Origin of the sequence: Xaviernesmea rhizosphaerae (assembly GCF_001938945.1) — a bacterium.
GTDB lineage: Bacteria > Pseudomonadota > Alphaproteobacteria > Rhizobiales > Rhizobiaceae > Xaviernesmea > Xaviernesmea rhizosphaerae.
Map to the genome: position 1 here is coordinate 138,750 of NZ_MKIO01000027.1, position 25,016 is coordinate 163,765.

Annotated in this window: 22 protein-coding genes and 1 riboswitch; of the genes, 12 read left to right on the forward strand and 10 right to left on the reverse strand. The window is 66.9% G+C overall.

Annotated features, from left to right (window positions below; translation table 11 throughout):
• Positions 1-165 precede the first annotated feature (165 nt).
• From BJF92_RS25560 to BJF92_RS10270, 6 genes are all read left to right on the forward strand, one after another.
• A complete protein-coding gene (locus BJF92_RS25560) occupies positions 166-309 on the forward strand; it encodes a hypothetical protein (protein ID WP_158032222.1) in 144 nt (47 codons plus the stop codon).
• A 212-nt stretch (positions 310-521) separates the two neighbouring features.
• Positions 522-757, forward strand: a riboswitch (cobalamin riboswitch).
• Between the two features lie 134 nt (positions 758-891).
• On the forward strand, positions 892-1,689 hold the full coding sequence (locus BJF92_RS10250; RefSeq protein ID WP_075634749.1) for an ABC transporter ATP-binding protein: 798 nt from the start codon (positions 892-894) through the stop codon (positions 1,687-1,689).
• A gap of 28 nt (positions 1,690-1,717) precedes the next feature.
• The gene (locus BJF92_RS10255) at positions 1,718-2,668 is read left to right on the forward strand and encodes an ABC transporter substrate-binding protein (protein WP_075634656.1); all 951 of its coding nucleotides are present in this window, start codon (positions 1,718-1,720) and stop codon (positions 2,666-2,668) included.
• A 200-nt stretch (positions 2,669-2,868) separates the two neighbouring features.
• Positions 2,869-3,219, forward strand: coding sequence for a type II toxin-antitoxin system prevent-host-death family antitoxin (locus BJF92_RS10260; RefSeq protein ID WP_075634657.1), 351 nt, complete (start codon positions 2,869-2,871; stop codon positions 3,217-3,219).
• Positions 3,216-3,839 carry a hypothetical protein gene (locus tag BJF92_RS10265; protein WP_075634658.1) on the forward strand — a complete coding sequence of 208 codons (624 nt, stop codon included), beginning with the start codon at positions 3,216-3,218 and terminating at the stop codon, positions 3,837-3,839. Before BJF92_RS10260 ends, BJF92_RS10265 begins: the two co-directional genes overlap by 4 nt.
• 110 nt (positions 3,840-3,949) lie before the next feature.
• Positions 3,950-4,969 carry a FecCD family ABC transporter permease gene (locus BJF92_RS10270; RefSeq protein ID WP_075634659.1) on the forward strand — a complete coding sequence of 340 codons (1,020 nt, stop codon included), beginning with the start codon at positions 3,950-3,952 and terminating at the stop codon, positions 4,967-4,969.
• A 211-nt stretch (positions 4,970-5,180) separates the two neighbouring features.
• On the opposite strand, the gene BJF92_RS10275 is transcribed toward BJF92_RS10270, so the two are convergent.
• Genes BJF92_RS10275 through BJF92_RS10285 form a run of 3 tightly spaced genes read right to left on the reverse strand, consistent with a single transcriptional unit; the run spans position 5,181 to position 10,344 of the window.
• Positions 5,181-8,258, reverse strand: a complete 3,078-nt coding sequence (locus BJF92_RS10275) for an efflux RND transporter permease subunit (RefSeq protein WP_075634660.1) — start codon at positions 8,256-8,258, stop codon at positions 5,181-5,183.
• Positions 8,255-9,352, reverse strand: a complete 1,098-nt coding sequence (locus BJF92_RS10280; RefSeq protein WP_425356395.1) for an efflux RND transporter periplasmic adaptor subunit — start codon at positions 9,350-9,352, stop codon at positions 8,255-8,257. Before BJF92_RS10280 ends, BJF92_RS10275 begins: the two co-directional genes overlap by 4 nt.
• Positions 9,349-10,344, reverse strand: a complete 996-nt coding sequence (locus BJF92_RS10285) for an efflux RND transporter periplasmic adaptor subunit (RefSeq protein ID WP_425356396.1) — start codon at positions 10,342-10,344, stop codon at positions 9,349-9,351. The genes BJF92_RS10280 and BJF92_RS10285 overlap by 4 nt, the downstream gene beginning before the upstream one ends.
• Positions 10,345-10,751: 407 nt before the next feature.
• Here BJF92_RS10285 and BJF92_RS10290 point away from each other — a divergent pair, with 407 nt between their 5' ends.
• Together BJF92_RS10290 and BJF92_RS10295 are read left to right on the forward strand one after the other, a co-directional pair.
• Positions 10,752-11,423, forward strand: coding sequence for a TetR/AcrR family transcriptional regulator (locus tag BJF92_RS10290; RefSeq protein ID WP_075634661.1), 672 nt, complete (start codon positions 10,752-10,754; stop codon positions 11,421-11,423).
• Between the two features lie 584 nt (positions 11,424-12,007).
• Positions 12,008-12,493 carry a gluconokinase gene (locus BJF92_RS10295; RefSeq protein ID WP_075634752.1) on the forward strand — a complete coding sequence of 162 codons (486 nt, stop codon included), beginning with the start codon at positions 12,008-12,010 and terminating at the stop codon, positions 12,491-12,493.
• 18 nt (positions 12,494-12,511) lie between these two features.
• On the opposite strand, the gene BJF92_RS10300 is transcribed toward BJF92_RS10295, so the two are convergent.
• From BJF92_RS10300 to BJF92_RS10320, 5 genes are all read right to left on the reverse strand, one after another.
• Positions 12,512-13,444 (reverse strand): ABC transporter permease, encoded by a 933-nt coding sequence (locus BJF92_RS10300; RefSeq protein ID WP_075634662.1) that lies wholly within the window; start codon positions 13,442-13,444, stop codon positions 12,512-12,514.
• Positions 13,441-14,955: a sugar ABC transporter ATP-binding protein gene (locus BJF92_RS10305; protein ID WP_075634663.1), complete on the reverse strand. Its 1,515-nt coding sequence runs from the start codon at positions 14,953-14,955 to the stop codon at positions 13,441-13,443. The genes BJF92_RS10300 and BJF92_RS10305 overlap by 4 nt, the downstream gene beginning before the upstream one ends.
• A 172-nt stretch (positions 14,956-15,127) precedes the next feature.
• A complete protein-coding gene (locus BJF92_RS10310; protein ID WP_075634664.1) occupies positions 15,128-16,039 on the reverse strand; it encodes a sugar ABC transporter substrate-binding protein in 912 nt (303 codons plus the stop codon).
• Positions 16,040-16,074: 35 nt separating this feature from the next.
• Positions 16,075-17,598: a xylulokinase gene (locus BJF92_RS10315; RefSeq protein ID WP_075634665.1), complete on the reverse strand. Its 1,524-nt coding sequence runs from the start codon at positions 17,596-17,598 to the stop codon at positions 16,075-16,077.
• Positions 17,591-18,478, reverse strand: a complete 888-nt coding sequence (locus BJF92_RS10320) for a tryptophan synthase subunit alpha (protein ID WP_075634666.1) — start codon at positions 18,476-18,478, stop codon at positions 17,591-17,593. The genes BJF92_RS10315 and BJF92_RS10320 overlap by 8 nt, the downstream gene beginning before the upstream one ends.
• 225 nt (positions 18,479-18,703) lie before the next feature.
• Here BJF92_RS10320 and queC point away from each other — a divergent pair, with 225 nt between their 5' ends.
• The 4 genes from queC to BJF92_RS10340 all read left to right on the forward strand — a co-directional run bounded on the left by queC (position 18,704) and on the right by BJF92_RS10340 (position 22,401).
• Positions 18,704-19,411 carry a 7-cyano-7-deazaguanine synthase QueC gene (queC, locus tag BJF92_RS10325; protein ID WP_075634667.1) on the forward strand — a complete coding sequence of 236 codons (708 nt, stop codon included), beginning with the start codon at positions 18,704-18,706 and terminating at the stop codon, positions 19,409-19,411.
• Positions 19,412-19,644: 233 nt separating this feature from the next.
• A complete protein-coding gene (locus tag BJF92_RS10330) occupies positions 19,645-20,688 on the forward strand; it encodes a zinc-dependent alcohol dehydrogenase family protein (RefSeq protein ID WP_075634668.1) in 1,044 nt (347 codons plus the stop codon).
• A gap of 218 nt (positions 20,689-20,906) precedes the next feature.
• Positions 20,907-21,812 (forward strand): glutathione-dependent disulfide-bond oxidoreductase, encoded by a 906-nt coding sequence (yghU, locus tag BJF92_RS10335; RefSeq protein WP_075634669.1) that lies wholly within the window; start codon positions 20,907-20,909, stop codon positions 21,810-21,812.
• 211 nt (positions 21,813-22,023) lie between these two features.
• Complete coding sequence (locus tag BJF92_RS10340; protein ID WP_075634670.1) at positions 22,024-22,401, forward strand: hypothetical protein; 378 nt, start codon at positions 22,024-22,026, stop codon at positions 22,399-22,401.
• A gap of 11 nt (positions 22,402-22,412) precedes the next feature.
• On the opposite strand, the gene mce is transcribed toward BJF92_RS10340, so the two are convergent.
• Entirely contained in the window at positions 22,413-22,814 is a 402-nt protein-coding gene (mce, locus tag BJF92_RS10345) for a methylmalonyl-CoA epimerase (RefSeq protein ID WP_075634671.1), read from the reverse strand.
• 8 nt (positions 22,815-22,822) lie between these two features.
• Positions 22,823-24,961, reverse strand: coding sequence for a methylmalonyl-CoA mutase (gene scpA / locus BJF92_RS10350; RefSeq protein ID WP_075634672.1), 2,139 nt, complete (start codon positions 24,959-24,961; stop codon positions 22,823-22,825).
• Positions 24,962-25,016 lie beyond the last annotated feature (55 nt).

Here is a 25,016-nt window from a genome sequence, read left to right on the forward strand (position 1 = left end):
CGACCGCGCCTGCCACTTGCCGCCGCTGCCCGGCGGGGAGGGGAGAGGGTTGCGGGGATCGCGCGGCATCTTATCCGCCTCGAGGCCTGATACGGTTTCCGGTTGATCAGACCGGAAACCGTATTCCGTCCATCGAAAATCTGGCCTTCCGGCCATGGATTTTCGATGGTTCTTGTTTCCGGTTCGCGAAGCGATCAGCTGGAAACCGTAGAAGGTGTTTTGCCGGACCTGATCGTCTTTCTGCGCGAGACAGGCGAGCCCACCGACACCCGGCCCATCTCCGCTGCTTTCCTCCGCATGGCGCCCTGAAGGGGCTGGACAGGACAGGGCGTTCTCGTCTAGAGGATCGTAATGTTATTACGTTACGCACATAGAAATGCGGGCGGCACGAACCGGCCCGGCGCCCGGGGAGACCGCGCCCAGCCTATGGCACAGGGCCCTGCCGGGTGGGGCACTGCGAGCCAAAGCGGAGAGCCGGGTAAAAGCCCGACGGTCAGGCTTGACGCGCGCCCCTCGCGGCGTTTAGCCTTCATGGTGACGGTTCCCCGAGGGAAGACTTCCGACGGGATCAAAAGGGAACACGGTGCGGACGACCCTGACGGGACCAAGACCGTGGCTGCCCCCGCAACTGTAAGCGGATTGTCGATCGGCCCCTGTGGCGCCTTCGGGCGCCATGCCACTGCGCGAAACGCGCGGGAAGGCAGGCCGGCGGCGCATATGCGCGAGCCAGGAGACCTGCCGTCCAGATATCAACCAAAGTGGACGGGGTGTTCCCTATGGAGACTCTTCAGCCTTGCGGCTGCCTTTTCGGGCATGCCGCAAAGACGACGATCTTTCCGCGAGAAATCGGCCTTCGTGCCGGGCAAGCATGCATCAATGCCGGAGCCGCAGATGAGCTGTGACTCCAAGGGCGCGAGCGTGACGGTCGAGCGCCTGAGCTGGGGGCCGCGCGCCGGCCTGACGCTGGTCGATGATGTCAGCTTCGCGGTTCCCGCCGGTGCACGGCTGGCGATTCTCGGGGCCAATGGCGCGGGCAAGACCTCGCTGCTGCGCTGCCTCTACCGCGCGGCTCAGCCGCGCAGCGGCCGCGTTCTGATTGACGGGGAGGATCTGGCCGGGCTCACGCCGCGCCAGTCCGCCCGCAAGATCTCGGTGGTGCTGCAGGAAATGCCGGCCGACTTTCCCTTCACCGTGCGCGATGTGGTGATGATGGGCCGCATTCCGCGCCGGTCCGGCCTTGGCGGCTGGAGCGGCGAGGACAGGGCGGCCTGCGATCACGCGCTCGACCATCTCGCTCTTGGCGGTTTGGCCTCGCGCAATTTCGCCTCGCTTTCCGGCGGGGAGAAGCAGCGGGTGCTGGTGGCGCGCGCCCTGGCTCAGGCGCCCGAGATCGTCATTCTCGACGAGCCGACCAACCATCTCGACATCCGCCACCAGTTGGAGATCCTGGCGCTGCTCGAAGGCCTGGGGCTGACCGTCATCACCACGCTGCACGACATCAACCTGGCTGGCCGCTTCGCCACCCATGTGGCGCTGATGGCGGCGGGCCGGCTCGTCGCCTTCGGCCCGCCGGAGACGGTTCTGTCGGCCGAGGCGGTGTCGGAGGCTTTCGGCGTGGCGGCGCGGGTGCACGCGCCGCGCGCCAGCGAGGCCCTGCGCTTCTCCTTCTCGCTGCCTGTATTTTTCTGAATTTCAAAGCTTTTGAGGATTGGACCCCATGATGCCTCGTTTTCTGGCGCCGCTGGCGCTTGCCCTGCTTCTGGCCACGCCGGCGCTGTCGGCCCCCGTCACCGTCAAGAGCTGCAACCGGGAGGTGACGTTCGACGCGCCACCCAAACGCGCCGTGTCCAACGACGTCAATCTTACCGAGATGATGCTGGCGCTGAAGCTGCAGGACCGGATGGTCGGCTATACCGGCATTTCCGGCTGGAAAACCATCGACGAGCGGTTGCGGGCGGGCCTCAAGGCACTGCCGGAGCTCTCGCCGAAATATCCGACCAAGGAAGTGCTGCTAAACGCGGATGCCGATTTCTACTTCGCCGGCTGGAACTACGGCATGAAGGTGGGCGGCGAGGTGACGCCGGAGACGCTGGCGCCCTTCGGCATCAAGGTCTACGAGCTGACCGAAAGCTGCATCCACATCATGCCCAAGGCCAAGCCGACCATGGAGGACATGTTCGTCGATCTCCTCAATCTCGGCCGCATCTTCCAGGTGGAAGACCGGGCCGAGGCCTTGGTGAAAGGCTATCGCGACCAACTCGCCGCGCTGCAGGCCAGGCTGCCGAAGGGCGCTGCACCCGTGCGCGTCTTCGTCTATGATTCCGGCACGGACAAGCCGTTCACGTCAGGCGCCTATGGCATTCCCACCGCCATGATCGAGGCCGCCGGCGGCGTGAACATCATGGAGGACGTGGCCAAGAGCTGGACCGAGGTCTCCTGGGAGCCGGTGATCGAGCGCAATCCGGAGGTGATCGTCATCGTCAACTACGGCGAGGTGACCGCCGAGCAGAAGATCGCCTTCCTCAAGGACAACCCGGCCTTCAAGAACCTCGACGCCGTGCGCAACAACCGCTTCGTCGTGCTCGACTACGTCGCCGCCACCCCCGGCCCGCGCAACATCGAGGCGATCGAAAAGCTGGCGGCGGGGTTTCATCCCGGGGCGCTGTAGGGCATCGGACCGAAAAGTGGGTGCCGGCTTTCGGAAAAATCCGATGCAAAAACAAAGTCCTGAAGCATCTGACTGCATGTGATTTTTTAGTTCGATGCTTCAGGGCGCGCGGACCCGCGGCCCGGCCGAGGTCGGGCGGGTCGCTTGTCTCACGCCAGTAGATCGCATAAATACATAAAATATGTATTTTGGAGGCGATTATGCGGATCTTCACCTCGATTGATCTTCAGCGGCAAACGGGCGATGTGCAGCGCGCTGCGTCGCACGAGGGGGTGGTGATCACCTCGCACGGCAAGCCGCGCAATGTGATCCTGTCGGTGGAGGAGTTCTGCCGGCTCAAGCGCATGGCGCAGGAGCCGGTGCCGCCGGATCTTCTATCGCGCAAGCCCCTGGTGATCCGCCATCGCGCCGACCCGCTCGGCTATGATGTCAGCGATTTTTCGCGCGCCGCCGATCGAATGGCGCGTGACGCCCTCGACGGCGCGCATGAGGAAGCCGTGCAGGCGGAATTGGCGGATGTCAGGTCCAGGTTCAAGGAAGAGCGTCAATGATTGACTGGCCGGCCGGGGCGGATGCCAAGCAGCCGCATGTGCTGATCATGGACACTACCCCTCTCTCGGTGCTTGCGATCATTGAGGGGCTGGACTGGCTGTTCGCGCCGGGATGCCCTGTTATGATCACCGACATGGTGCTGGCCGAAGCCACGCGCGATCCGGGCGAGGGGCGGAATCTGCGCCGCCGGACTCGGACCTATGTGGCGCAGTGGCTGGAGCAAAACCGGCACAGGATTACGATCCTCTCGACGGTCGATGGCGAACGCTATGGGCGTGAGATGCAGCTGTGGGAAAAGGCGGGGAAGCCGGCGGAGCTTCGCCCTGACTGGAGCGACAGGGGCGAGAGAAGCGTGCTCTCAGCCATCCAGGACTTGAAGCGCGCGCTTGCGCAAAACGAGGAAATCATCGTGATCATGGACGATCGGGATGGACGTGACGCGGTCAGGGCGATCCGCGCCGACATCACGCTGATGGGCACCCGCAGCTTCATCCGGTGGATGGAAGAGGATTTCGGCATTGCCGCGGCCGCCACCGCCTGGCAGACGGTCCGCCAGGCAACCGCCGGCACCGCCGACGACGGCGAGGAGGACGACCCCGTCCATATCCGGCCCGCGTGATGCTTTCCGACTTTTGACGTCATTCTGTCGGCGGGAGCATCGGTCCGAAAAGCGGGAACCGGTTTTCGGTCCGATGCTCTAACACAAAAGACCGCTCCAAAGGACCCCTCATGCCCCAGGGCAAACCGCTTCTCGTCGCGCTCCTGGCGCTGATCCTCATCCTCGCGGCGATCACAGCGGGTGTCTCGCTGGGCGCCGCGTCCATTCCGCTGAAGACGGTCTGGGGCGTGGTGGCCGACCGGCTGGTGCCGGGATCGGTCATCAAGGACTGGTCGGCCGGGCGGGAGAGCATCGTCTGGGATGTGCGCTTTCCCCGCGTGGTGCTGGCCGCGCTGGTGGGGGCGGGGCTTGCCGTGGTCGGGGCCGTGCTGCAGGTCACGACCCGCAATCCGCTGGCCGATCCGCATCTGCTCGGCGTCTCCTCCGGCGGGGCCTGCGGGGCGATCTTCGCGCTTTTGCATACGGGCATGGTGTTCGGGCTGATCACCGTGCCGCTCTTCGCCTTTCTCGGCGCGCTTGCCGCCACCCTCGCGGTCATCGGCGTCACCCGCTTTTCCGGCTCCTCGGCCGAGCGGCTGATCCTGTCGGGCGTGGCGGTCGCCTTCGTCGCCACGGCCCTGTCGAACCTTTTGATCTATCTCGGCGATCCGCGCGCGGTGCAGAGCGTGGTGTTCTGGATGCTCGGCGGGCTGGGGCTCGCCCAATGGCCGCATCTTCTCTATCCGGCGCTGGTGCTCGCCGGCAGCCTCGCCTGGCTCGCCCTGCGCGCGCGCGAGATCAACGGGCTGGCCATGGGCGACGAGACGGCGGCCACGCTCGGCCTGCCGGTGGCGCGGCTGCGTGCGCAGCTCTTCACCGTCACGGCGCTGCTCACCGGCGTCATGGTCGCCTTTTCCGGCGCCATCGGCTTTATCGGGCTCATGGTGCCGCATGTCGTCAGGCTGTTTGCCGGCAGCGATCATGGCCGCGTCATCCCCTTGAGCGCGGCTGTTGGCGCCATCGCTCTGGTGCTGGCCGATCTCGCCGCCCGAACGATCATGGCGCCGGAAGACATGCCCGTTGGCGTCATCACCGGCTTTGCCGGCGGTCTCGGCTTCATCCTCCTGATCAGCCGCCGGCCGGCGGCCTGAATGCTGCTTCTCCCCTGACGCTGTCAGAAAAAAAGCCCTCCGCCGATGGATCGGCGAAGGCCATCTCCGCTGGCAGCGCCAAAAGAAAGCCCTCCGCCGATCAATCGGCGAAGGGCTGGGGCAGGGTTCGTGAAATTGCCGGTCTGATGCGAAAACGGAAAATCGAGAGCATCGGACTGCGGATGATGTCCAATCCGATGCTCCGGACCGGTCAGGCCGAGGCCTCGCCGCTCTTGAGGTCGTCGGCCGGGGTGTCGCGGCGAATGCGGAACCAGGTGACGTAGAGCGCCGGCAGGAACAGGAGCGTCAGCACCGTGCCCACGACGATCCCGCCCATCATGGCATAGGCCATCGGCCCCCAGAAGATTTCGCGCGAGATCGGGATCAGCGCCAGCGTGGCGGCGGCCGCTGTCAGGAGGATCGGCCGCATGCGGTGCTCGGTCGCCTCGATCACGGCCGCCCAGGGCGCCATCCCCTCCCGCCTCAGATCCTCGATCTGCACCACGAGGATCACCGAGTTGCGGATGAGGATGCCGATCAGCGCCAGAACGCCGAGAATGGCGACGAAGCCGAGCGGGGCATTGCTCGCCAGAAGCGCGATGACCACGCCGATCAGCGCCAGCGGCGCCACCGCGAAGACCAGGAACAGCCGGTTGAAGCTCTGCAGCTGGATCATCAGGATCGTGGCCATGATGAACAGCATCAGCGGCGCCACGGCGGCGATCGGCCCCTGCGCCTTGGCGCTCTCCTCCACCGAGCCGCCGGCCACGACATTGTAGCCGGCGGGCAGGGTCTTGGAGAATTCCGCCACCTTCGGCGCCAGCGCCTCGACAATGGTCGCCGGCTGGGTCGGGCCGTCAATGCCGGCCTTGATGGTGATGGTCGCCTGGCGGGAGCGGCGCCAGATCGTCGGCTGCTCCAGCTCGTAGCGGAAGGTGGCGAAGGCCGAAAGCGGCACGGACTTGCCGTTGGAGCTCGGCAGCTGCAGGCTCTGCAGAGTGTCGATCGAGCCGCGATCGGCACTCTGCGCCCGGCCCACCACGTCGATCAGGTAGATGTCATCGCGCAGCTGCGTGGCCGCCGACCCTTCGACGATGCTGTTCAGCGCCGTGGCAATATCCTCCGAGGAAACGCCGAGCTGGCGGGCCTTGTCCTGGAGCACGTCGACGCGCACCACGCGGGCCGGCTCGTTCCAGTCGAAGGTCATGGCGATCAGCCGGGGATCGCTGCCGACGATGCCGGCCAGCCCCTGCGCCAGCCGGCGCACGGTCTGGATATCCGGGCCGCTGACGCGGTACTGCACGGGCTTGCCGACCGGCGGGCCGATGTCGAGCAGCTTGACGAAGGCATCCGTGCCGGGGAAGGCGCGGTTGAGATAGGCCTGCAGCTCGCGGCGGAGCGTATCGCGCACCTCCACGCTCTTGGTGACGATCACCGTCTGCCCGAAGGTCGGGTCGGCCGGCTGCACGTCGAAGGAGAGGAGGAAGCGCGGCGCCCCCTGTCCGACATAGCTCGACCAGTGATCGATGCCGGGATTGCCCTGCAGCATCTCGCGCTCGAACTGCGCCATCTGGCGGTTGGTCTCGTGGATCGAGCCGTTCTGCGGCAGGTTCCAGTCCACCACCAGCTCCACACGGTCGGAATTGGGGAAGAACTGCTGCTGGACGAAGCCCATGCCGAAGAGCGAGGCGCCGAAGGCAGCCACGGTCAGCAGGATGGTGATCCAGCGGAACCGCATGGCAAGCCCCAGCGCCCCGGCAAAGCCACGCGCGAAGACGCCCTTGTGCTCGTGATGCTTCTTCATGCTGTTCGGCAGCAGCGTCACGCCGAGCAGCGGAGTGAACAGAACCGCCACGATCCAGGAAACCACCAGCGAGACCGCGATGACGACGAAGAGCGTGAAGGTGAACTCACCCGCGGCGCTGGAATTCAGCCCGATCGGAATGAAGCCGGCGACGGTGACCAGCGTGCCGGTCAGCATCGGGAAGGCGGTGGATGTATAGACATAGGTTGCCGCCTTGCGCAGGTCGTCGCCCGCCTCCAGCCGCGCCACCATCATTTCCACCGCGATCATCGCATCATCCACCAGAAGGCCGAGCGCGATAATCAGCGCGCCGAGCGAGATGCGCTGCAGCGACACGCCGGTATAGGCCATGACCAGGAAGGTGATGGCCAGCACCAGCGGAATGGAGATTGCCACCACAAGGCCGGCGCGCATGCCGAGCGAGATGAAGCTGATTGCCAGAACGATCACCACGGCCTCGAACAAGGCGCGGGTGAAGCCCGAAACCGCCTCTTCCACCACGGCCGGCTGGTCGGAAACGCGGCCGATGGTGACGCCGATGGGCATTTCCGCCGTCACGCGCTCCATCTCCTTGTCCAGCGCCTTGCCGAATTCGAGCAGATTGGCGCCTTCCTTCATGCCGATGGCAAGGCCGATGGCCGGCTGGCCGTTGAAGCGGAACAGCGAGGAGGGTGGGTCGGCATAGCCGCGGGTGATGGTGGCAATGTCGGTCAGCGGGAAGAATCGGTCGCCGATGCGCAGGTTGATGGCGCGCAGGCTCTCTTCCGAGGCGAACTGGCCGCTGACACGCAGCGCCACACGCTCAGGCCCCGCCTCGATGAAGCCGGAGGCCGTGACGGCGTTCTGCGCCTGCAGGGTGGAGATCACCGCCTGGCGGTCGATGCCCAGCGCCGCGATCTTGCGGGTGGAAAATTCGAGATAGATCACCTCGTCCTGCGCGCCGATAATATCCACCTTGCCGACATTCTCGACGGTCAGGATCTTGGCGCGCGCGTCTTCCACCCGGTCGCGCAGCTGGCGCTGCGTCAGCCCGTCGCTGGTGAAGGCATAGATATTGCCGTAGACGTCGCCGAAGCGGTCGTTGAAGAAGGGGCCGACGACGCCGGAGGGAAACTGCCCCTTGATGTCGGCGATCATGTTGCGGATGCGCACCCAGGTGGGGGCCACGTCGCGCGCCTTCGTGGTGGGCAGGAGATCGACGAAGATGATCGTCTGGCCCGCGGTGGTGACGCTGCGGGTGCGGTCGAGCGAGGCAAGCTCCTCGAGCTTCTTCTCGATCCTGTCGGTCACCTGCTTGGTCACCTCCTCGGCCGATGCGCCGGGCCATTGCGCCTGGATCACCATGGTCTTGATGGTGAAGTTCGGATCTTCCTCACGGCCAAGGCCAATATAGGCGAAGACCCCGGCGATCATGAAGACGATCATGAAATACCAGACGAGCGAGCGGTGCTCGAGTGCCCAGTCGGAGAGGTTGAACTTCTTCACGGGGTCGTCTCCCTGACGATCTTGACCTTCTGGCCTTCCTTGAGCTGATGGACGCCGGCAACCGCGATGCGCTGGCCGGGCTCCAGCCCGGCGGAAACGACGACGCCATTGCCGTCGGCGGCGCCCTGCGCCAGAGTCACCTTGTGTCGGCTCACCGTCTGCGCCGCCTCGTCGACCAGCCAGACCGCGCTGCCGTCCTTGTCGGCAAGGATCGCGCTCGCCGGCACGACGAGCGTGGGCGAGGCATCGGTGGTGGAGGCGACGGTGACGATCGAGCCCAGGCGGAAGGCGTCGGACGGATTGACGAGCGCGATCTTGATACGCTGGGTGCGCGTGGTCGTGTCGGCTTCCGGCGCGATCTCGCGCACCTCGCCCGAGACGCGCACGCTTGGATCGAGCTGCAGCATGACCTCGAAGGGGGCGCCGATCGACAGGCGGCGCGCTTCCATTTCCGGCACGTCGATCACCGCATCGCGCAGCTCCGGGCGGGCAATGGTCAGCACCGTCTGGCCGGGGGAGACGACCTGGCCCACCTCGACGGCGGTTGCGGTGACCACGCCGTCGAATTCGGCATGGATCTGGGCGTAGCTCAGCTGCTCGCGCGCCTTGGCCAGATTGGCTTCCGCCTTCGCCAGCGTGGCGCGGGCGGTCTTTTCCGCCTGTTCGGCGGTTTCCAGCGAGGCTTCGCTGTCACTCTTGCTTTCGGCCAGCGTGCGCTGGCGCGTCGCCGTGGCGGCCGCATTGGTCAGCTGGGCCTGGGCATTGGCGATTTCGGCCTGGGCGCTGCGCACCGCAAGCTCCAGCGCCAGCGGGTCGATGGCGGCCAGAACCTCGTCCTTGGTGACGAGATCGCCGACGCTGACATCGCGGGCGACCACGCGGCCGAGCACGCGGAAGCCGAGATCGGTGCTGATGCGCGGCTCGACGAGCCCGGGCAGCCGCAGCGTGGCGGCGGGACGAAGCGCCACGGTCTGCGACAGGAGCGGGCGCACAACCTCGGGCGCCTCGGCCTTCTTCTCGTCGCAGCCGGCCAGAGCAAGCGGCAAGGCTGCCGTCAGGATCATCAGGCCGCGGTTCATGGGGCCAGGATTCATGGGCTTGCCTCCTTGGCGACGGTAACGCTCTTGCCCGGCAGCAGGAACTTGGTGCCGTCGATCACCACCTGCTCCTTGGGCGCCAGTCCGGAGGAGACGGCGAAGCGGCCGGTTTCGTATTCGGCGACCTCCACCTTCTTCATCGAGACGGTCGAGGTCTTGGGATCGACGACCCAGACGGCCGGCGTGCCGCCATCCGAGGCAATCGCATTCCAGGGCAGGATGATCGCCTGGCGGGTGGGCGCGGTGAAGGTGCCGACGACAGGGGCGCCGAGCGGCAGCGCGCCGCCGGCGGCGTCCAGTGCCACCTTGACGCGGATGGTGCCGGTGGCGGTGTCGATGGTGGGCGAGACCTCGCGCACCGGGGCGGAGACCTTCTCGGATGGGTCCGACAGCGGCGCGACCTCGACATGGTCCAGCGACTTCTGCAGGAACAGCGCCTCGAACACGTTGAACACGGCGTCGCGCGGGCCGTCATGGGCAAGCGTGAAGATCGACTGCGCGGCCTGCGCCACCTGGCCCACCTCGGCATTGCGCGCGGTGATGATGCCGTCGGCATCGGCCTTGAGCTCCGTATAGGAGAGCGCGTCGCGCGCCACATCCAGCTGGGTGCGCGCCGATTCCACCGTGGCCTGCGCCACCAGCAGCGCCTCCTGCGACTGGTCAAGCCGGGCGCGCGAGGTGACCCCGCTCTTGAACAGGTTCTGCTGGCGGTTGAAGTCCAGCTGGGCCTGGGTCAGCTGCGCTTCGGCTGCCTGAAGGCTGGCCGAGGCCACGTCGACATCGGCATTCTGCTCGCGCGGATCGATGCGGGCCAGCACCTGGCCCTTCGTCACCTTGGAGCCGACCTCGACGCTGCGCTCGGTGATGCGCCCGCTCACGCGGAAGGACAGCTCCGTCTGGATGCGCGCCTTGACCTCGCCGGTCACCGCCGTCGTCGGCGCATAATCGGCCAGCGCCGCCTCTGTCACCACGACGGGACGCTCTTCCACGGCGGCATCCTGTCTGGGCTGGTTGCAGCCGGCCAGCACCAGGCCGGCGCCCAGCGCCAGCCACAGCCGGAATGAATGCGGCCAGGACCGGTGGGGCCAGGATGTCCTCGCCTTAGATCTTCTGGTCCGGGATTTGTTGGTTCGTCCCATGATCGCCTCGATTTATTGGGGGACCTCACAATCCGGTGAATAGAATTGACTGACCCTTTAGTCAATGAAATAATTCAAGCCCAGTGCATGAAGCCAACCCTGCATCAAAATCTTGGCTTCGATCGTGCCGGCCATAAATGAATATTTCGGATGATGCGTATATGCCAATCGCGGGTTCTGGGGCCTTTTCGGGGACACGGAGGCGGCGCCCGGCCTTTCGCCAGCGGGCCGAACGACAGGAAGACAGGAGAACCGCTATGAGCCCGACGGATGGAAAGGGACCGCGCGCCCAGCGCAAGGCGGCCCGGCCGATGGAAATTCTCGAAGCGGCCTTCGAGGAATTTTCCGCTCAGGGCTATGCGGCGACGAGGGTGGAGGACATCGCCCGGCGCGTCGGCGTCACCAAGGGCACGGTCTATGTCTATTTCGAAAGCAAGGAGGTGCTGTTCGGCGAGATGATGCGCCACCTTTCGACGCCGCTCGCCGATACCCGCGCCCATATCCGCAGCCTCGAAGGGCCCTATCCGCAGCGCATCGAGGCCTTTGTCCGCTATGTCTATCAACGGCTGGTCGCCGATCGCAAGACCCGCGAGCTCCTGCGCCTCGTGGTGGCCGAGGGCGCGCGTTTTCCGCATCTGGCCGACCGGCAGGACGAGGAGTTCATGCAGCCCCTGTGCGATGCCGCCGGCGAGATGATCCGCGAGGGCGTGGCCTGTGGCGCCTTTCGCCCGACGCCGCTTGCCGAAATCCCCGAGCTGCTGATCAGCCCGGCGCTTCTGCGCGCGGTCGAGCATCTGATGTTCGATGACCGCAGAAGCACCGATCTCGAAGACTTCATCGCCGCCCATCTCGAGCTGCTCTGGTCCGCGCTGCTGCCCTGCGAGGAGCGCACGGGGACGAACGGGCGGACGGCGAGGCCGGACGCCTGAGGTCAGGGCCCGGGATCAGGGCTCGGGATCAGGCGGAGATGGCGCTGGCGTCGAACTGGAAATCGTCCGCCGCAGGGCAGGGCGCAATGCGTCGCGGCTCTGGCTGGCCCGCTAACACATCTGTCGTCTCCCGCGATCGCCTGCAGTCCGATGCTCCCGGCCCCTCCCGGCCGATGACCGGCATGGGCGGATGGCGGCGGCGATCGTGGCTGAACGAGACCAAACTTGCTGCCGCCGATCCCCATGCGTCAGCCCGGGCCTGCCCCCTTTGAAATTCCCGCGCGGGGCTCGCCGCGTCTCGACAAGCGCGCGCGGAGGTCCATATGGGAATGAGGGAGCAAGGCGGCGCGCTTTTCCTTTCAGGCGGTTTTCAACCTGGGGACCGCTGAGAGTGTCCAGCCTGATGCCATTGGCCGGTTAGCCTTTGCCCGGTGCTTTTGAAGGGTGCTGCCGGTGTGGCCGCGGCCTGTGCAATGTCGATGTAGGAGCGAGCGATGCCTGAGTCCGAACCTGTTTCCACCGCCGCGCCGACGGTCGCCGGCGTCGCGTCCTGCGGGTTGCGCCCGGGTCTGTCGGTGGTGGTGATGGGCGTCAGCGGCTGCGGCAAGAGCTCGGTGGGCGCCGGCCTGTCCGCGCGCAGCGGACTGCCCTTCATGGAGGGCGACCGGCTGCACCCCAAAGCAAATGTCGACAAGATGGCCGCCGGTACGCCGCTGACGGATGAGGATCGCTGGCCCTGGCTCGACAGGATCGGCGCGGAGATCCACAAGGCCCAGCGCGACGGAGCCGCGGTGATCGTCGCCTGCTCGGCGCTGAAGCTGAGCTATCGCGACCGCCTGCGCGCGGCGGCCGGCGGGTCGCTCGCCTTCGTCTATCTCGAAGGCTCGTTCGAGCTCCTTAAGCAGCGGATGGCCGCGCGCACGGGCCATTTCATGCCCGTCTCGCTGCTGGAAAGCCAGCTGCAGACGCTGGAGTCCCCGACAGGCGAGCCCGGCGTGGTGACGGTTAATATCGACGCGGCGCTCGACGCAATCATCGAGGCAGCCTGCCTGGGTCTGACAGCGCTTTGAGCCTCGCGGGATTCGGTTTCAGCCGCCCTGCCGGCCGACGCGGCGCACCAGCACGGCGGCGAGGATGATGCTGCCGGTGATGATGTCCTGCAGGAAGGTGGAGACGCCGAGGATGGTCAGCCCATTGCCGATGACGGCGATGATCGCCGCGCCCACCAGCGTGCCCGGCACATTGGCTTCGCCCTCGCGAAAAGCCGTCATGCCGAGGAAGACGGCGGCATAGGCGGAGAGCAGATAGCCGCCTCCTCCTGTGGGATTGGCCGAACCGATGCGGGCGGTGAGCAGGATGCCGACCAGCGCCGAGAGCACGGCCGAGACGGTGAAGGCGAACATGGTGTTGGGCACGATCCGCACGCCGGCAAGCCTTGCCGCTTCCCTGTTGCCGCCAATGGCATAGAGCCGCCGGCCGATTTCCAATTTGTCGAGCAGCAGCCAGGCGGCGAGTCCGGTGGCGATCAGCCACCAGGTCAAGGTCGGCAGGCCGAACAGCGTGCCGCGGCCGATATCGCGAAAGCCGGCGGGAATGTCGCCGAACAGCGTGGCGCCCTGGCAGAGCCAGAAGGTGACCCCGCCGATGATGGTGCCGACCGACAGCGTGGCGATGAAGGACAGCACCTCGAAACGGGCGACGACGAAGCCGGACAGGGCGCCAAAAGCGGCGGCGGCCAGGAGAACCGCGAGGCAGGCGAGCGGTGGCGGCACGCCGAGCTTGAAGAGGGTGACTGCGAGAATGCCGCCGAAGGAGACGATCGCCGCCGTCGACAGATCGAACTCGCCCACCGCCATCACCACCGTCGCGCCGATGGCGACGATGGCGAGCAGCGTCATCTGCTGGGTGATGTTGATCAGGTTTCCGGCCGAGCCGAACGCGCCGGGCGAGACCAGCGAGAAGGCGGCGATGAGGACGAGGAGCGCGGCGAGCGTGCCGAACCGTCTGACGAAACCGGTCATGCTGCGGGATCTTTCCGGGATGCGTGTTGAAAGGCGGCGTCGATGATGCGCGCCGGGGTCAGCGCCGCGCCGTCGAGCTCGGCCGTGATGCGCCCGCCGGCGAGCACCAGCACGCGCGAGGAGAGCGCGAGCAGCTCGTCCATGTCGGAAGTGGTCATCAAAACGGCGGCGCCCGCCTCGGCGAAGCGTCGGGCGAGCGCGTGGATTTCCGCCTTGGCGCCGACATCGACGCCGCGGGTCGGCTCGTCGAGGATCAGGAGGCGGATCGGCCGGCCGAACCAGCGGCCGAAGAGCAGCTTCTGCTGGTTGCCGCCCGAAAGCGTCAGCGGCCGGTCGAAGGGCGAGCCCATCTTCACCGCCAGCGCCGCCTGGATCGCCAGCGCCCGGCGCTTCAGCGCGCCAAGCCCCGTCAGTGGCAGGCCGGGCTGGAGCCGCACGGCGGTGAGGTCGGCGATCGCCAGATTCTCGGCGATCGAACGGGAGGTGATCAGCCCCTCATGGCGGCGGTCCTCAGGCACATAGGCGCCGCCGGCCGCGATCCGGTCGCCGATGCTGCCGGGCCGCAAGCGCCGGCCGTCCAGCCGGATCTCGCCCTCATCATGGCCGCGCGCACCCCAGACGATCTTCATCAGCGAGGAGCGGCCGGCGCCGACAAGGCCGTAGAGGCCGAGGATCTCGCCCGAGCGGATCGCGAAGGAGATCCTCTCCTCGCCGGGCCCGAACGGCAGGGCGGAAACGGTGAGCACGGCAGGGCTTTGCGCCGGCACGGCGCGCGGCGCGGCCGCCAGCTCCTCCCGGCCGGACATGAGGCGCACGAGGCCGGGGCGATCGATTTCGGAAATGGCGCCACTGCCGGCCGTCGCCCCGTTGCGCAGCACGGTGAAGCGGTCGCAGAGCGCCATCACCTCGTCCAGCCTGTGGGAAATGAAGATCACCGCGACGCCGCGCGCGGAGAGCCGCCTGACGGCCTGATGCAGCCGCCGGGCCTCGCCATCCGAGAGCGAGGCCGTCGGCTCGTCCATGACGACGAGGCGCGCCGGCGCGCCGGTGAGCGCGCGGATGATTTCCACCAGCTGCTTCTGGCCCGTGGTGAGCCTTGCGGCGGGCACGTCGAGCGGCAGGTCGGGCGCGATGTCGCGGGCCACCTCGGCAATGGCCTGCGCCATGGCCCTGCGATCGATGAAGGGGCCGCGCCGGGGATAGCGCCGGCCGACAAAGGCATTTTCCACCGCCGTGAAATGCGGAACCAGGCTCAGTTCCTGATGGATGAAGCGGAAGCCCAGCGCTTCGGCCTCGGCCACGCCATCGATCGTCACGGGCGTGCCATCCAGCCGGATGGTGCCGGCGTCGGGTCTGACGAGACCCGACAGCGCCTTGATCAGCGTCGACTTGCCCGCCCCGTTCTCGCCCAGAAGGCCATGAACGGAGCCGGCTGCGACCTCCAGATCGGCGCCGGCCAGCGCCCGGGCGCCGCTGAAGCGCTTTTCCAGCCCTCGAATGCTCAAAAGCACGGGAAAACCTCGGCATTTGTGAATGAAGCAGCGGGTCGAGGGGCGGGATCCGGCCCCTGCACGGTCCGGTGCCCCGGCGCGCATCGCAGAAGCGCGGCATCGCTTGGGAGAGGGCGCGCGCAGGCGCTTCGCCCGGTCGATGCGGCCTGGCGAAGCCTGTTTGATGCGTTGATCAGGAGCACTTGGCGCCGAGCGTTTCCGGCGTGATCATCACGGCCGGCACATACATTTCGTCCTTGTCGGCCCTGCCGCCCTTGAGGATCTTGTCCAGCTCTGCGGCGCCCAGTTCCGCCATCTTCGGGAAGTCCTGGCGGAAGGTCGCCTTGTAATGGGTACAGGACTTGATCATGTCCACGGCCTGGGCATTGCCGTCGATGCCCATGATGATCAGCTTGGAATCGGGCTTTTCGGACTCGGTTGCCAGCTCCGCGCCGATGCCCGGATCGTCGAAGGCGGCCCAGACGCCGTCGATCTTGTCGCCATGCTGGCGCAGGATGTTTTCCATGGCCACCCGCCCGTCATCGACGGGGCCGGGAACCTTGACGAAGTGATCGGCGATCACCTTGATGTCGGGATAGTTCTTCAGCGTGGCGTCGAGGCCGAGCTCGCGCTGGTGCACGCCCGGATGGGCGGAGTGGAAGAACTTGACGATGTTGCCCTTGCCGCCCATAGCCTTGAACAGCGCTTCCGACAGCTGCGTGCCCAGCTCGAAATTGTTGGAGGTGACGTTGACGGCGACGTTGTCGCGCTTGGAGCCGTCGAGCGAGATCACCGGAATGCCGGCCTTGGCCGCCATGTCCACCTGATCGCCGACCTGGGCCGGATCGGTGGAGATCAGCACGATCGCATTGGCCTTGGCGTTGACGGTGTCTTCCATGCGCGAGGCCAGCTGGCCGAAATCATTGCGCGTGTCGATGATGGTCACCGTCCAGCCGCGCTTCTCGCCCTCGGCCTTGAAGCTCTGCGCCATCTCGTTGGTCGGGATCGAGCTGATATAGGGGGTCAGGATCGTCACATCCGTGGCGAAGGCGGCGCCGGCGCTGAGCGACAGGGCGAGGGCGGCGGGCAGCAGGGTCTTGATCATGGGTGTTCCTCTCTTTGTTGTCAGAATCTTGTTGCTCAGCTTGCCGTTTCGGCGGGTTGCGCATCGGTGTCGATGATCCCCAGCGGCCGCAGCGCGTCGATGGTCTTGCAATAGGCGTCGAACATGCGGTCGTAGCGCTTGAGCCGCTTCGGGTCGGGCTCGAACACGCGCTCCACCGAGGTCATGGCCGGCACGGCCTCCTCCAGCGTGGAAAAGGCGCCGACGCCGACGGCGGCGATGATCGCCGCGCCGAGACAGCCGACATCCTGATAGGCGAAGCGGTGCAGCGCCACGCCGAGGCAATCGGCGCGGATCTGGCTCCAGAGATCGGAGCGGGCGCCGCCGCCGCCATAAAGCAGGCGATCAGGGCGATAGCCGGCGGCCTTTGTCAGTGACTGGAACAGATGGCGCGCCGACAGCGCCACGCCTTCCAGCACTGCCAGCGCGAAGTCCGGCCCGCCGCTGCGGCTGTCCAGCCCGATGAAGGCGCCGCGAATATCGGCGTCCCAGAGCGGCGCGCGCTCGCCCTCCAGATGCGGCAGGAACAGGATGGGGCGGCCGTCGCGGTCGGCCCTGGCGGCGAGATCCGCAACCGCGCCGGGCTCGATGCCGGCCGTGCCGCTCCACCAGCGCAACGAGTCCGCTCCGCTCTGCGTCGGCCCGGCATTGACCACCAGCCCGTTCACCGTGGCGAAGGTGACGACCCCCGGCGCGCCGATGCGCTCAGCCCCCGCCAGCGCCAGGATCTCGCTGGTGCCGCTGACATACATGCCCTGTCCGGGCGAGAAGACGCCGCAGCCGAAGAGATTGCCCCAGGCATCCATGGTGCCGACGGTGACGGGCACGCGGCGGGGATGGCTGCCGAGCTGCATCTCGCCGGCGATATCGGTGAAAAACTTCAGTGGCGGCAGGCGCTCGGCCGCGCCCTCCACCCGCGCGATCAGCGGCGCGATATAGGCGAGATCCAGCCCCACCTGACCGAAGGAGGCGATCGGGTCGGCCACGGCCTGCCCGGTGAGCTTCAGCAGGCAGTAATCCTTGGGCGAAAGCACATGGGCCACGCGCGGCCAGAGATCGGGATGGTGCTTCCTGAACCACATCATCTTCGCCAGCGCATGGCTCGCGCCGATCGGCATCTCGGCGCCCCACCAGGCCTGCTTCTCGGCGGGCGTGATCGTGGCGTCCAGCGCCTGCGCCTCGCGTGCGGCGCGCACATCCTGCCAGACGATGGCCGGGGCCAGAGGCGTGCCGGCGGCATCGACGAAGACATCCGTGTTTACCTGACTGCACAGGCCGACGGCGACGACACGGCCAGGATCGCGGCCGACAAGCAGCCCGTCAATGGCGTCGCGCACGCCATCCAGCCAGTGCTGCGGGTCCTGTTCCACCCGCCCCGGGCCGGGGCGCAGGGTGGGATAGGCGCGGCTCCAGTGGTCGACGACCGTGCCGCCGAGCGTGAACAGCCCCGCCTTCACGGCGGTGGAGCCGATATCGAATCCGATCACATAGGCGTCGCGTGTGGCATCCTCTCGGGCAGTGCCGGGGGCGAAATCAGGCATCAAGGCCGCTCCTCATCTCGCGCAGCAATAGCCGCAGCGCCCCGGGCCCGGCAAGAGCGGCGCGCAGCACCTGAGAGCCGACGACCACGCCATCGGCGCCGAGATCGCGCGCGGCCCGCGCCTGCTCCCCGGTGGAAATGCCGAAACCGAGCATGACAGGCGCTTTCACGCCTTCGGTGCGCAGCGACGCGATGCGCCCGCTGTTTTCAGGGTCGAGCCGCGCACGCGGGCCGGTCGGCCCGTCATGGGCCTGCAGCATCACATAGAAGCCCGCCTGCCGCGCCCGCATCAAGGCGGAGGGCGAGGGCGGCAGCGCCACGAAGGCGGAGAGCGCGGTGCCGGCCGAAAGCGCCGAGGCTTCCAGCCGGGCGGCAAGCGGATCGTTAGGGCGCGAGACGGCGAGCAGGCTGTCGATGCCGCGCCAGAGGCTTGTGTCGGAAAGCCCCGGATGGGCCGGATCCACATAGGTCATCAGCAGGGTGCGGGGCGGGTTTGGCAGGCGCGCGAGCCGGTCGAGCACGGCATCGAGATCGCCGCGCCAGCGGGTGCGGTCGGCGCGCGCCATGGAGGCGCGCACATCCGCCCCGTCGAGAAAGGGATCGGGCGCGGCCATGCCGATCTCCAGAACGTCCACGCCTTCGCCGGCATAGAGATCCAGGCAGTCGAGCGCGATCGCGGGATCGCCGAGGGGAAAGTAGCAGCTGAGCAGGGGGCGGCCTGTAGAACTTGCGGACAGGGGGGCGGGCAGGGTGGCCTGCGCCGGCTCCCTGCTGTCTGCAGCCGGCAGGGAAGGCTTTGCGTCAGCCTCGGCGGCGCTCGCGCCTGCCGCCGCTTCCTGCCCCGTGCTCGCCCCGCTCGTGCCTGCCTTGTCGATGCTCATTCTGCGTCTCACCTGCTGCATCCTGCCTGATATCGCGATCGCCCGCCGCCGTCACCGGCGATCACGGGCGGATGCGGCGTCGTCCTGTGATTTTCATGTCTGGAGCTAGGCCGGGAAGGGCCCCATGTCTGCGGATCGACCGCTTTTGGCCGGGCTTGCGCTTGACCGCGGCTCCCTGGAATGATGGTTGCGGCCGGATCACGACACGCGAACGGGAGCACCTCCATGAAAACCATCGTCGTCTGTTCGGGCGGGCTCGATTCCGTCACGCTTGCCCACCGCATCGCCGCCGAGGCCACGCTGGTCGGGCTGCTCTCCTTCGATTACGGCCAGCGCCACAAGAAGGAGATCACCTTCGCGGCCCGCGCCGCCGAGCGTCTCGGCGTGCCGCATGATGTGATCGACCTCTCGCCCGTGGGACGTCACCTGACCGGTTCGGCGCTGACGGATGATGTCGACGTGCCGGACGGGCATTATGCCGAGGAGACGATGAAGACCACGGTCGTGCCCAACCGCAACGCCATCATGCTGGCCGTCGCCTTCGGTCTGGCGGCCGCGCGCGGCGCGGATGCTGTGGCGGCCGCCGTGCATGGCGGCGATCATTTCATCTATCCCGACTGCCGCCCCGGCTTCATCGATGCCTTCCAGGCCATGCAGGACCGGGCGCTGGAAGGCTATGCCAGCGTGCGGCTGGTCACGCCCTATGTCACGCGCTCGAAGGCGGATATCGTCGCCGATGGCGCGCGGCTGTCGGTGCCCTTTGCGCAGACCTGGTCCTGCTACAAGGGCGGCGCGCGCCATTGCGGCCGCTGCGGCACCTGCGTCGAGCGGCGCGAGGCCTTCCACCTGGCCGGCATTGCCGACCCGACCGATTACGAGGATCCGGATTTCTGGCAGGCGGCGACGAGCGCCTACGCGGCCCGTGAGGTCTGACAGTCTGTCCCATAATCGCCGTTGGCCGCCTGCAAATGGCAATTTCTGCGCTTCCGGTGCTCACGTACCTTAAGTACGCTGCGCTCCGGTTCTCGAAATCACCATTTTCGTCAGACCAACAGCAATTCTTGAACAGACTGTGAGGTCTGACGGCTGAGGGCTGGCGGCCGGACGGCTTGACCGTCCGCGCGCTCCACGCCTATCAGAGGTTTCGACAAAACGGAGATATTCGTATGAAAGCCATGCTGTTCGAGGCCTTTGGCCAGACACCCGAAGTCCTGACGGTGCCCGACCCGACGCCCTCGCGCGATGGCGTGGTGATCGAGGTGAAGGCCACGGGGCTCTGCCGCAGCGACTGGCATGGCTGGATGGGGCATGACACGGACATTCGCCTGCCGCATGTGCCCGGCCATGAATTTGCCGGCGTGGTCGCCGCCGTCGGCCCGGATGTGCGCCGCTTCCGCGTGGGCGAGCGCGTCACCGTTCCCTTCATCGCTGCCTGCGGCCATTGCAAGGAGTGCCATGCCGGCCACCAGCAGGTCTGCGAGGCGCAGTTCCAGCCGGGCTTCACCCATTGGGGCTCCTTTGCCGATTTCGTGGCGATCGACCGGGCCGACCACAATCTCGTGCGCCTGCCCGAGGCGATGGATTTCCCGACGGCGGCAAGCCTCGGCTGCCGCTTCGCCACCTCTTTCCGCGCGGTTGCCGATCAGGGCCGGGTGAAGGGCGGGGAATGGGTCGCCGTCCATGGCGCCGGCGGCGTCGGGCTATCGGCCATCATGATCGCCGCCGCGCTCGGCGCGCGCGTCGTCGCCATCGACGTGGCCGAGCCGAAGCTGGCGCTCGCCCGCGCGCTCGGCGCCACAGCCAGCGTCAACAGCCGCGAGGTCGCCTCCGTGGTCGAGGCGGTGCGCGAGATCACCGGCGGCGGCGCCCATGTCTCCATCGATGCGCTGGGCCATCCCGAGACCTGCTTCAACTCCATCGCCAATCTGCGCCGGCGCGGCCGGCATGTTCAGGTGGGGCTGATGCTGGCCGATCACGCCAAGCCGGAAATTCCCATGGCGCAGGTGATCGCCCATGAGCTGGAGATCTATGGCAGCCACGGCATGCAGGCCTGGCGCTATGACGCCATGCTGGCGATGATCGAGGCCGGAAGCCTTCAGCCGCAGCGCCTCCTCGGCGAGACGATTTCGCTGGAGAGCGCGGTGACGGCCTTGACCGAGATGGGCCGCAAGGCGCCCGACGGCATCACCATCATCGACCCGCGTCTTTGAGAGGCGAGGCGGCCGGTTGCCGGCCGCCCTTCCGCCCCCGACCATGACGGCCATCGCCGGCGTTTCTCTTTGCCAGCGGGGGCGAGCGGCGGCGCCAAGAAAGAGGCCAGGCCCGGCAGCGGAGGGCCTTGTCAAGCGCCTTGCGAATAACGATGTGCAACAGGCCTGTGATCGACGCGGACCAGACTGTCTGTCACGCCAAGCAAGGGACCCTTTCCATGAGCGATTCGAAATTTCCGCCTGAGAACAATCTGCCGGCCGGCTATGAACCGGCGAAGGTGTGGCAGTGGGAGGCGGGCAATGGTGGCCAGTTCGCCTCGATCAACCGGCCGATCGCCGGCCCGACGCATGACAAGGATCTGCCCGTCGGCCAGCATCCGCTGCAACTCTATTCGCTGGGCACGCCGAACGGCGTCAAGGTGACCATCCTTCTGGAAGAGCTTCTGGATGCCGGCCACACGGAGGCCGAATACGATGCCTGGCTGATCAATATCGGCAAGGGCGACCAGTTCGGCTCGGGCTTCGTCGATGTGAACCCCAACTCCAAGATCCCGGCGCTGATGGACCACAAGCCGAAGGATGGCGGGGCGCCGCTGCGCCTGTTCGAATCCGGCTCGATCCTCGTCTATCTCGCCGAAAAATTCGGCGCCTTCCTGCCCGCCGACCTGCGCGGGCGCACGGAAGCGCTGAACTGGCTGTTCTGGCAGATGGGCTCGGCCCCCTTCGTCGGCGGCGGCTTCGGCCATTTCTTCGCCTATGCGCCGGTGAAGATCCAATATGCGATCGACCGCTACGCCATGGAGGCCAAGCGGCAGATGGACGTGCTGAACCGCCAGCTGGCTGCCAATGAATTCGTCGCCGGCAGCGATTATACCATCGCCGACATGGCGATCTGGCCCTGGTATGGCCGCCTCGCGCTGGATGATTCCTATCCCCGCGCTGGCGAATTCCTGGCCACGCATGAATATGAGCATGTTGTGCGCTGGGCCAAACAGCTCGGCGCGCGCCGGGGCGTGAAGCGCGGCGCCATGGTGAACCGCACCTCGGGCGATCCCTCCACCCAACTGCACGAGCGCCACGACGCCGCCGACTTCGACACGAAGACGCAGGACAAGCTCGGCTGATACCCTTGCCCGCTGTCCGCGCGCTTGCGCGCAGGCGCCGGACACCGCAAAAGAAGGCCGGAGCGCCCGAGCGATTCTGATCGATCGCGCGGCGCTTCGGCTGCCATGGCTTTGGGAGATCTCCTCAGCGATGGCGTGCGATGAAGAGAATGCGCGTTTCGGGCGATTACGGTGCCGCCGGAGATGCGGGAGACCGTGCGGAGAAAAAGACATGGCCAACCTGCCGGAAATGACCAAGCATCGCGGCTTTCCCAGCGGCATGCCGGGCACGGGCATCCAGTTCACCATCCGCCGCGCCAATCCCAAGGGCGTGACGCCGCTGAAGGCCCTGCCGCGAAAAGGCCGGCCGGGCACCAAGGAATATCGGATCGATGCCGCCTTCCTGCACGCGCTCTGGCACCATTTCGGCACCGAGCCGTTCGAGCGCGGAAATCTCGATGCCGCCCGGCTGAACCTGCTCTTCGGTCGCGAGGTCGTCGCCGTCGACAAGAGCTTCGATCCGCTGTCCTACGAGACGCTGCTGCAGATCAACGAGCGCGTGGCGCGCCAGAATTTCCCCGACTCGTTCGACGACGTGTTCGAGGTGTAAGGCGCGCGCACTCACCCCTGCTCGAACTCCACCAGCGCGCCCTGAAAATCCTTGGGGTGCACGAAGATCACCGGCTTGCCATGCGCCCCATTTTTTGGCCTGCCATCGCCCAGCAGGCGCGCGCCGAGGCCGGTGACCGTTTCGGCTGCGGCCGCGATGTCCTCCACCTCCAGGCAAATGTGATGGATGCCGCCGGCCGGGTTCTTCTCCAGAAAGCCCGCGATCGGCGAGGCCTCGCCGAAGGGCGCGAGAAGCTCGATCTTGGTGTTGGGCAGGGTGACGAAGACGACGGTGACGCCATGCTCCGCCAGGTCCTGCGGCGCGGAGACCTGAGCCCCCAGCGCGCGATAGGGGGCGGCGGCCTTTTCGAGATCCGGCACGGCGATGGCGACGTGGTTCAGCCCTGTGATCATGTTCTATCTCACTGGTTGCGGCGCTTGCCTTCGAGAAGATCGAGAACGGCATTGGCCGCCTCCAGAACCGGCGTGCCCGGCCCGAACACGGCGGCAACGCCGTGCTCCATCAGGAAGGCATAGTCCTGCCTGGGAATGACGCCGCCGACCACGACGATCACCTCGCTTGCGCCGCGCGCCTTCAAGGCCTCCACCAGCTGCGGCGCCAGCGTCTTGTGGCCGGCGGCGAGCGAGGAGAGGCCGACGACCTGCACGCCATTTTCCACCGCCATGGCCGCCGCCTCGTCCGGCGTCTGGAACAGGGGCCCAGCCAGCACGTCGAAGCCGATATCGCCGAAGGCCGAGGCGATCACCTTGGCGCCGCGATCATGTCCGTCCTGCCCGAGCTTGGCCACCATGATGCGCGGCGCGGCCCCGCGCGCCGCTGCGTGCGCGGCAAGCCGGCCGGTCAGCGTCTCATATTCGGGATCGTCGGCATAGGCCGGGCCGTAAATGTCGCCGACCACCTCGGGCCGGGCCGTGTGATCGCCGAAGCACTGGCGCAGCGTGTCGGAGATCTCGCCGACCGTGGCGCGCGCCCGCGCCGCCTCAACGGCCGCCTCCAGCAGATTGCCGGCCCCGGAGCGGGCAACCTCCGCCAGAAGGCCGAGCGTCTCGGCCACCCTCGCCGCGTCGCGCGTCTGCCGCGTTCTCTCCAGCCGCGCGATCTGCGCCAGGCGCACGGCGGTGTTGTCGATGGACAGGATGTCGATCGGCTCCTCGTTTTCGAGCCTGTAGGCGTTGACGCCGACGATGATCTCCTCGCGCCGGTCCACCCGCGCCTGGCGCAGCGTCGCCGCCTCCTCGATCAGCCGTTTCGGCAGGCCGTCCGCCACCGCGCGGGTCATCCCGCCGAGCGCCTCCACCTCCTCGATCAGCGCCCAGGCCTTTTCCGCCAGTTCGTTGGTCAGGCTTTCCACATAATAGGAGCCGGCCAAGGGATCGACCACGCGGGTCACGCCGGTCTCGTGCTGGAGGATCAGCTGGGTGTTGCGGGCGATGCGGGCGGAAAATTCCGTCGGCAGCGCCATGGCCTCATCCAGCGCATTGGTGTGCAGCGACTGCGTGCCGCCGAGCACGGCCGAGAGCGCCTCATAGGCCGTGCGGATGACGTTGTTATAGGGGTCCTGCTCCTGCAGCGAGACGCCGGAGGTCTGGCAATGGGTGCGCAGCATCAGCGAGGCCGGCTTTTTCGGCTGGAATTCCTGCATGATCCGCGTCCACAAGAGCCGCGCCGCGCGCAGCTTGGCCGCCTCCATGAAGAAATTCATGCCGATGGCGAAGAAGAAGGAAAGCCGGCCGGCGAACTCGTCCACATCGAGCCCCTTGGCCAGCGCCGCGCGCACATAGTCGCGCCCGTCGGCCAGCGTGAAGGCCAGCTCCTGCACCAATGTCGCGCCCGCCTCCTGCATGTGGTAGCCGGAGATGGAGACGGAATTGAAGCGCGGCATCTCCCGCGCGGTATAGTCGATGATGTCGGCAACGATCCGCATCGAGGGTTCGGGCGGATAGATATAGGTGTTGCGGACCATGAACTCCTTGAGAATGTCGTTCTGAATGGTGCCGGAGAGCACGGCGCGGGGACAGCCCTGCTCCTCGCCCGCGACGATGAAACAGGCGAGGATCGGGATGACCGCGCCGTTCATGGTCATGGAAACCGACATGTCTTTGAGCGGAATCCCGTCGAACAGGATCTTCATGTCCTCGACGCTGTCGATCGCCACGCCCGCCTTACCGACATCGCCTTCCACACGCGGATGGTCGCTGTCATAACCGCGATGTGTCGCGAGATCGAAGGCGACCGAGAGGCCCTTCTGGCCGGCCGCCAGATTGCGGCGGTAGAAGGCATTGGATTCCTCCGCCGTTGAGAAGCCGGCATATTGGCGGATGGTCCAGGGCCTGCCGGCATACATGGTGGCCCTCGGGCCGCGCACGAAGGGCGCCAGGCCTGGCAGGCTGTCGAGATGCGCGAGCCCTTGCAGATCCTCGGCCGTATAGAGCGGCTTGACGGCGATGCCCTCGGGCGTGTTCCAGACCAGGGTGTCAGGCGAAGCTTTGAGTTCCTTTTCCGCCAGTGCCTGCCAGTCGGCGACGGTTTTCTTGCTCATCGGCTGATCCTCCAAAAGGCCGGCATCCCGGTCCGCGCCGCTTTGAAATTGACGA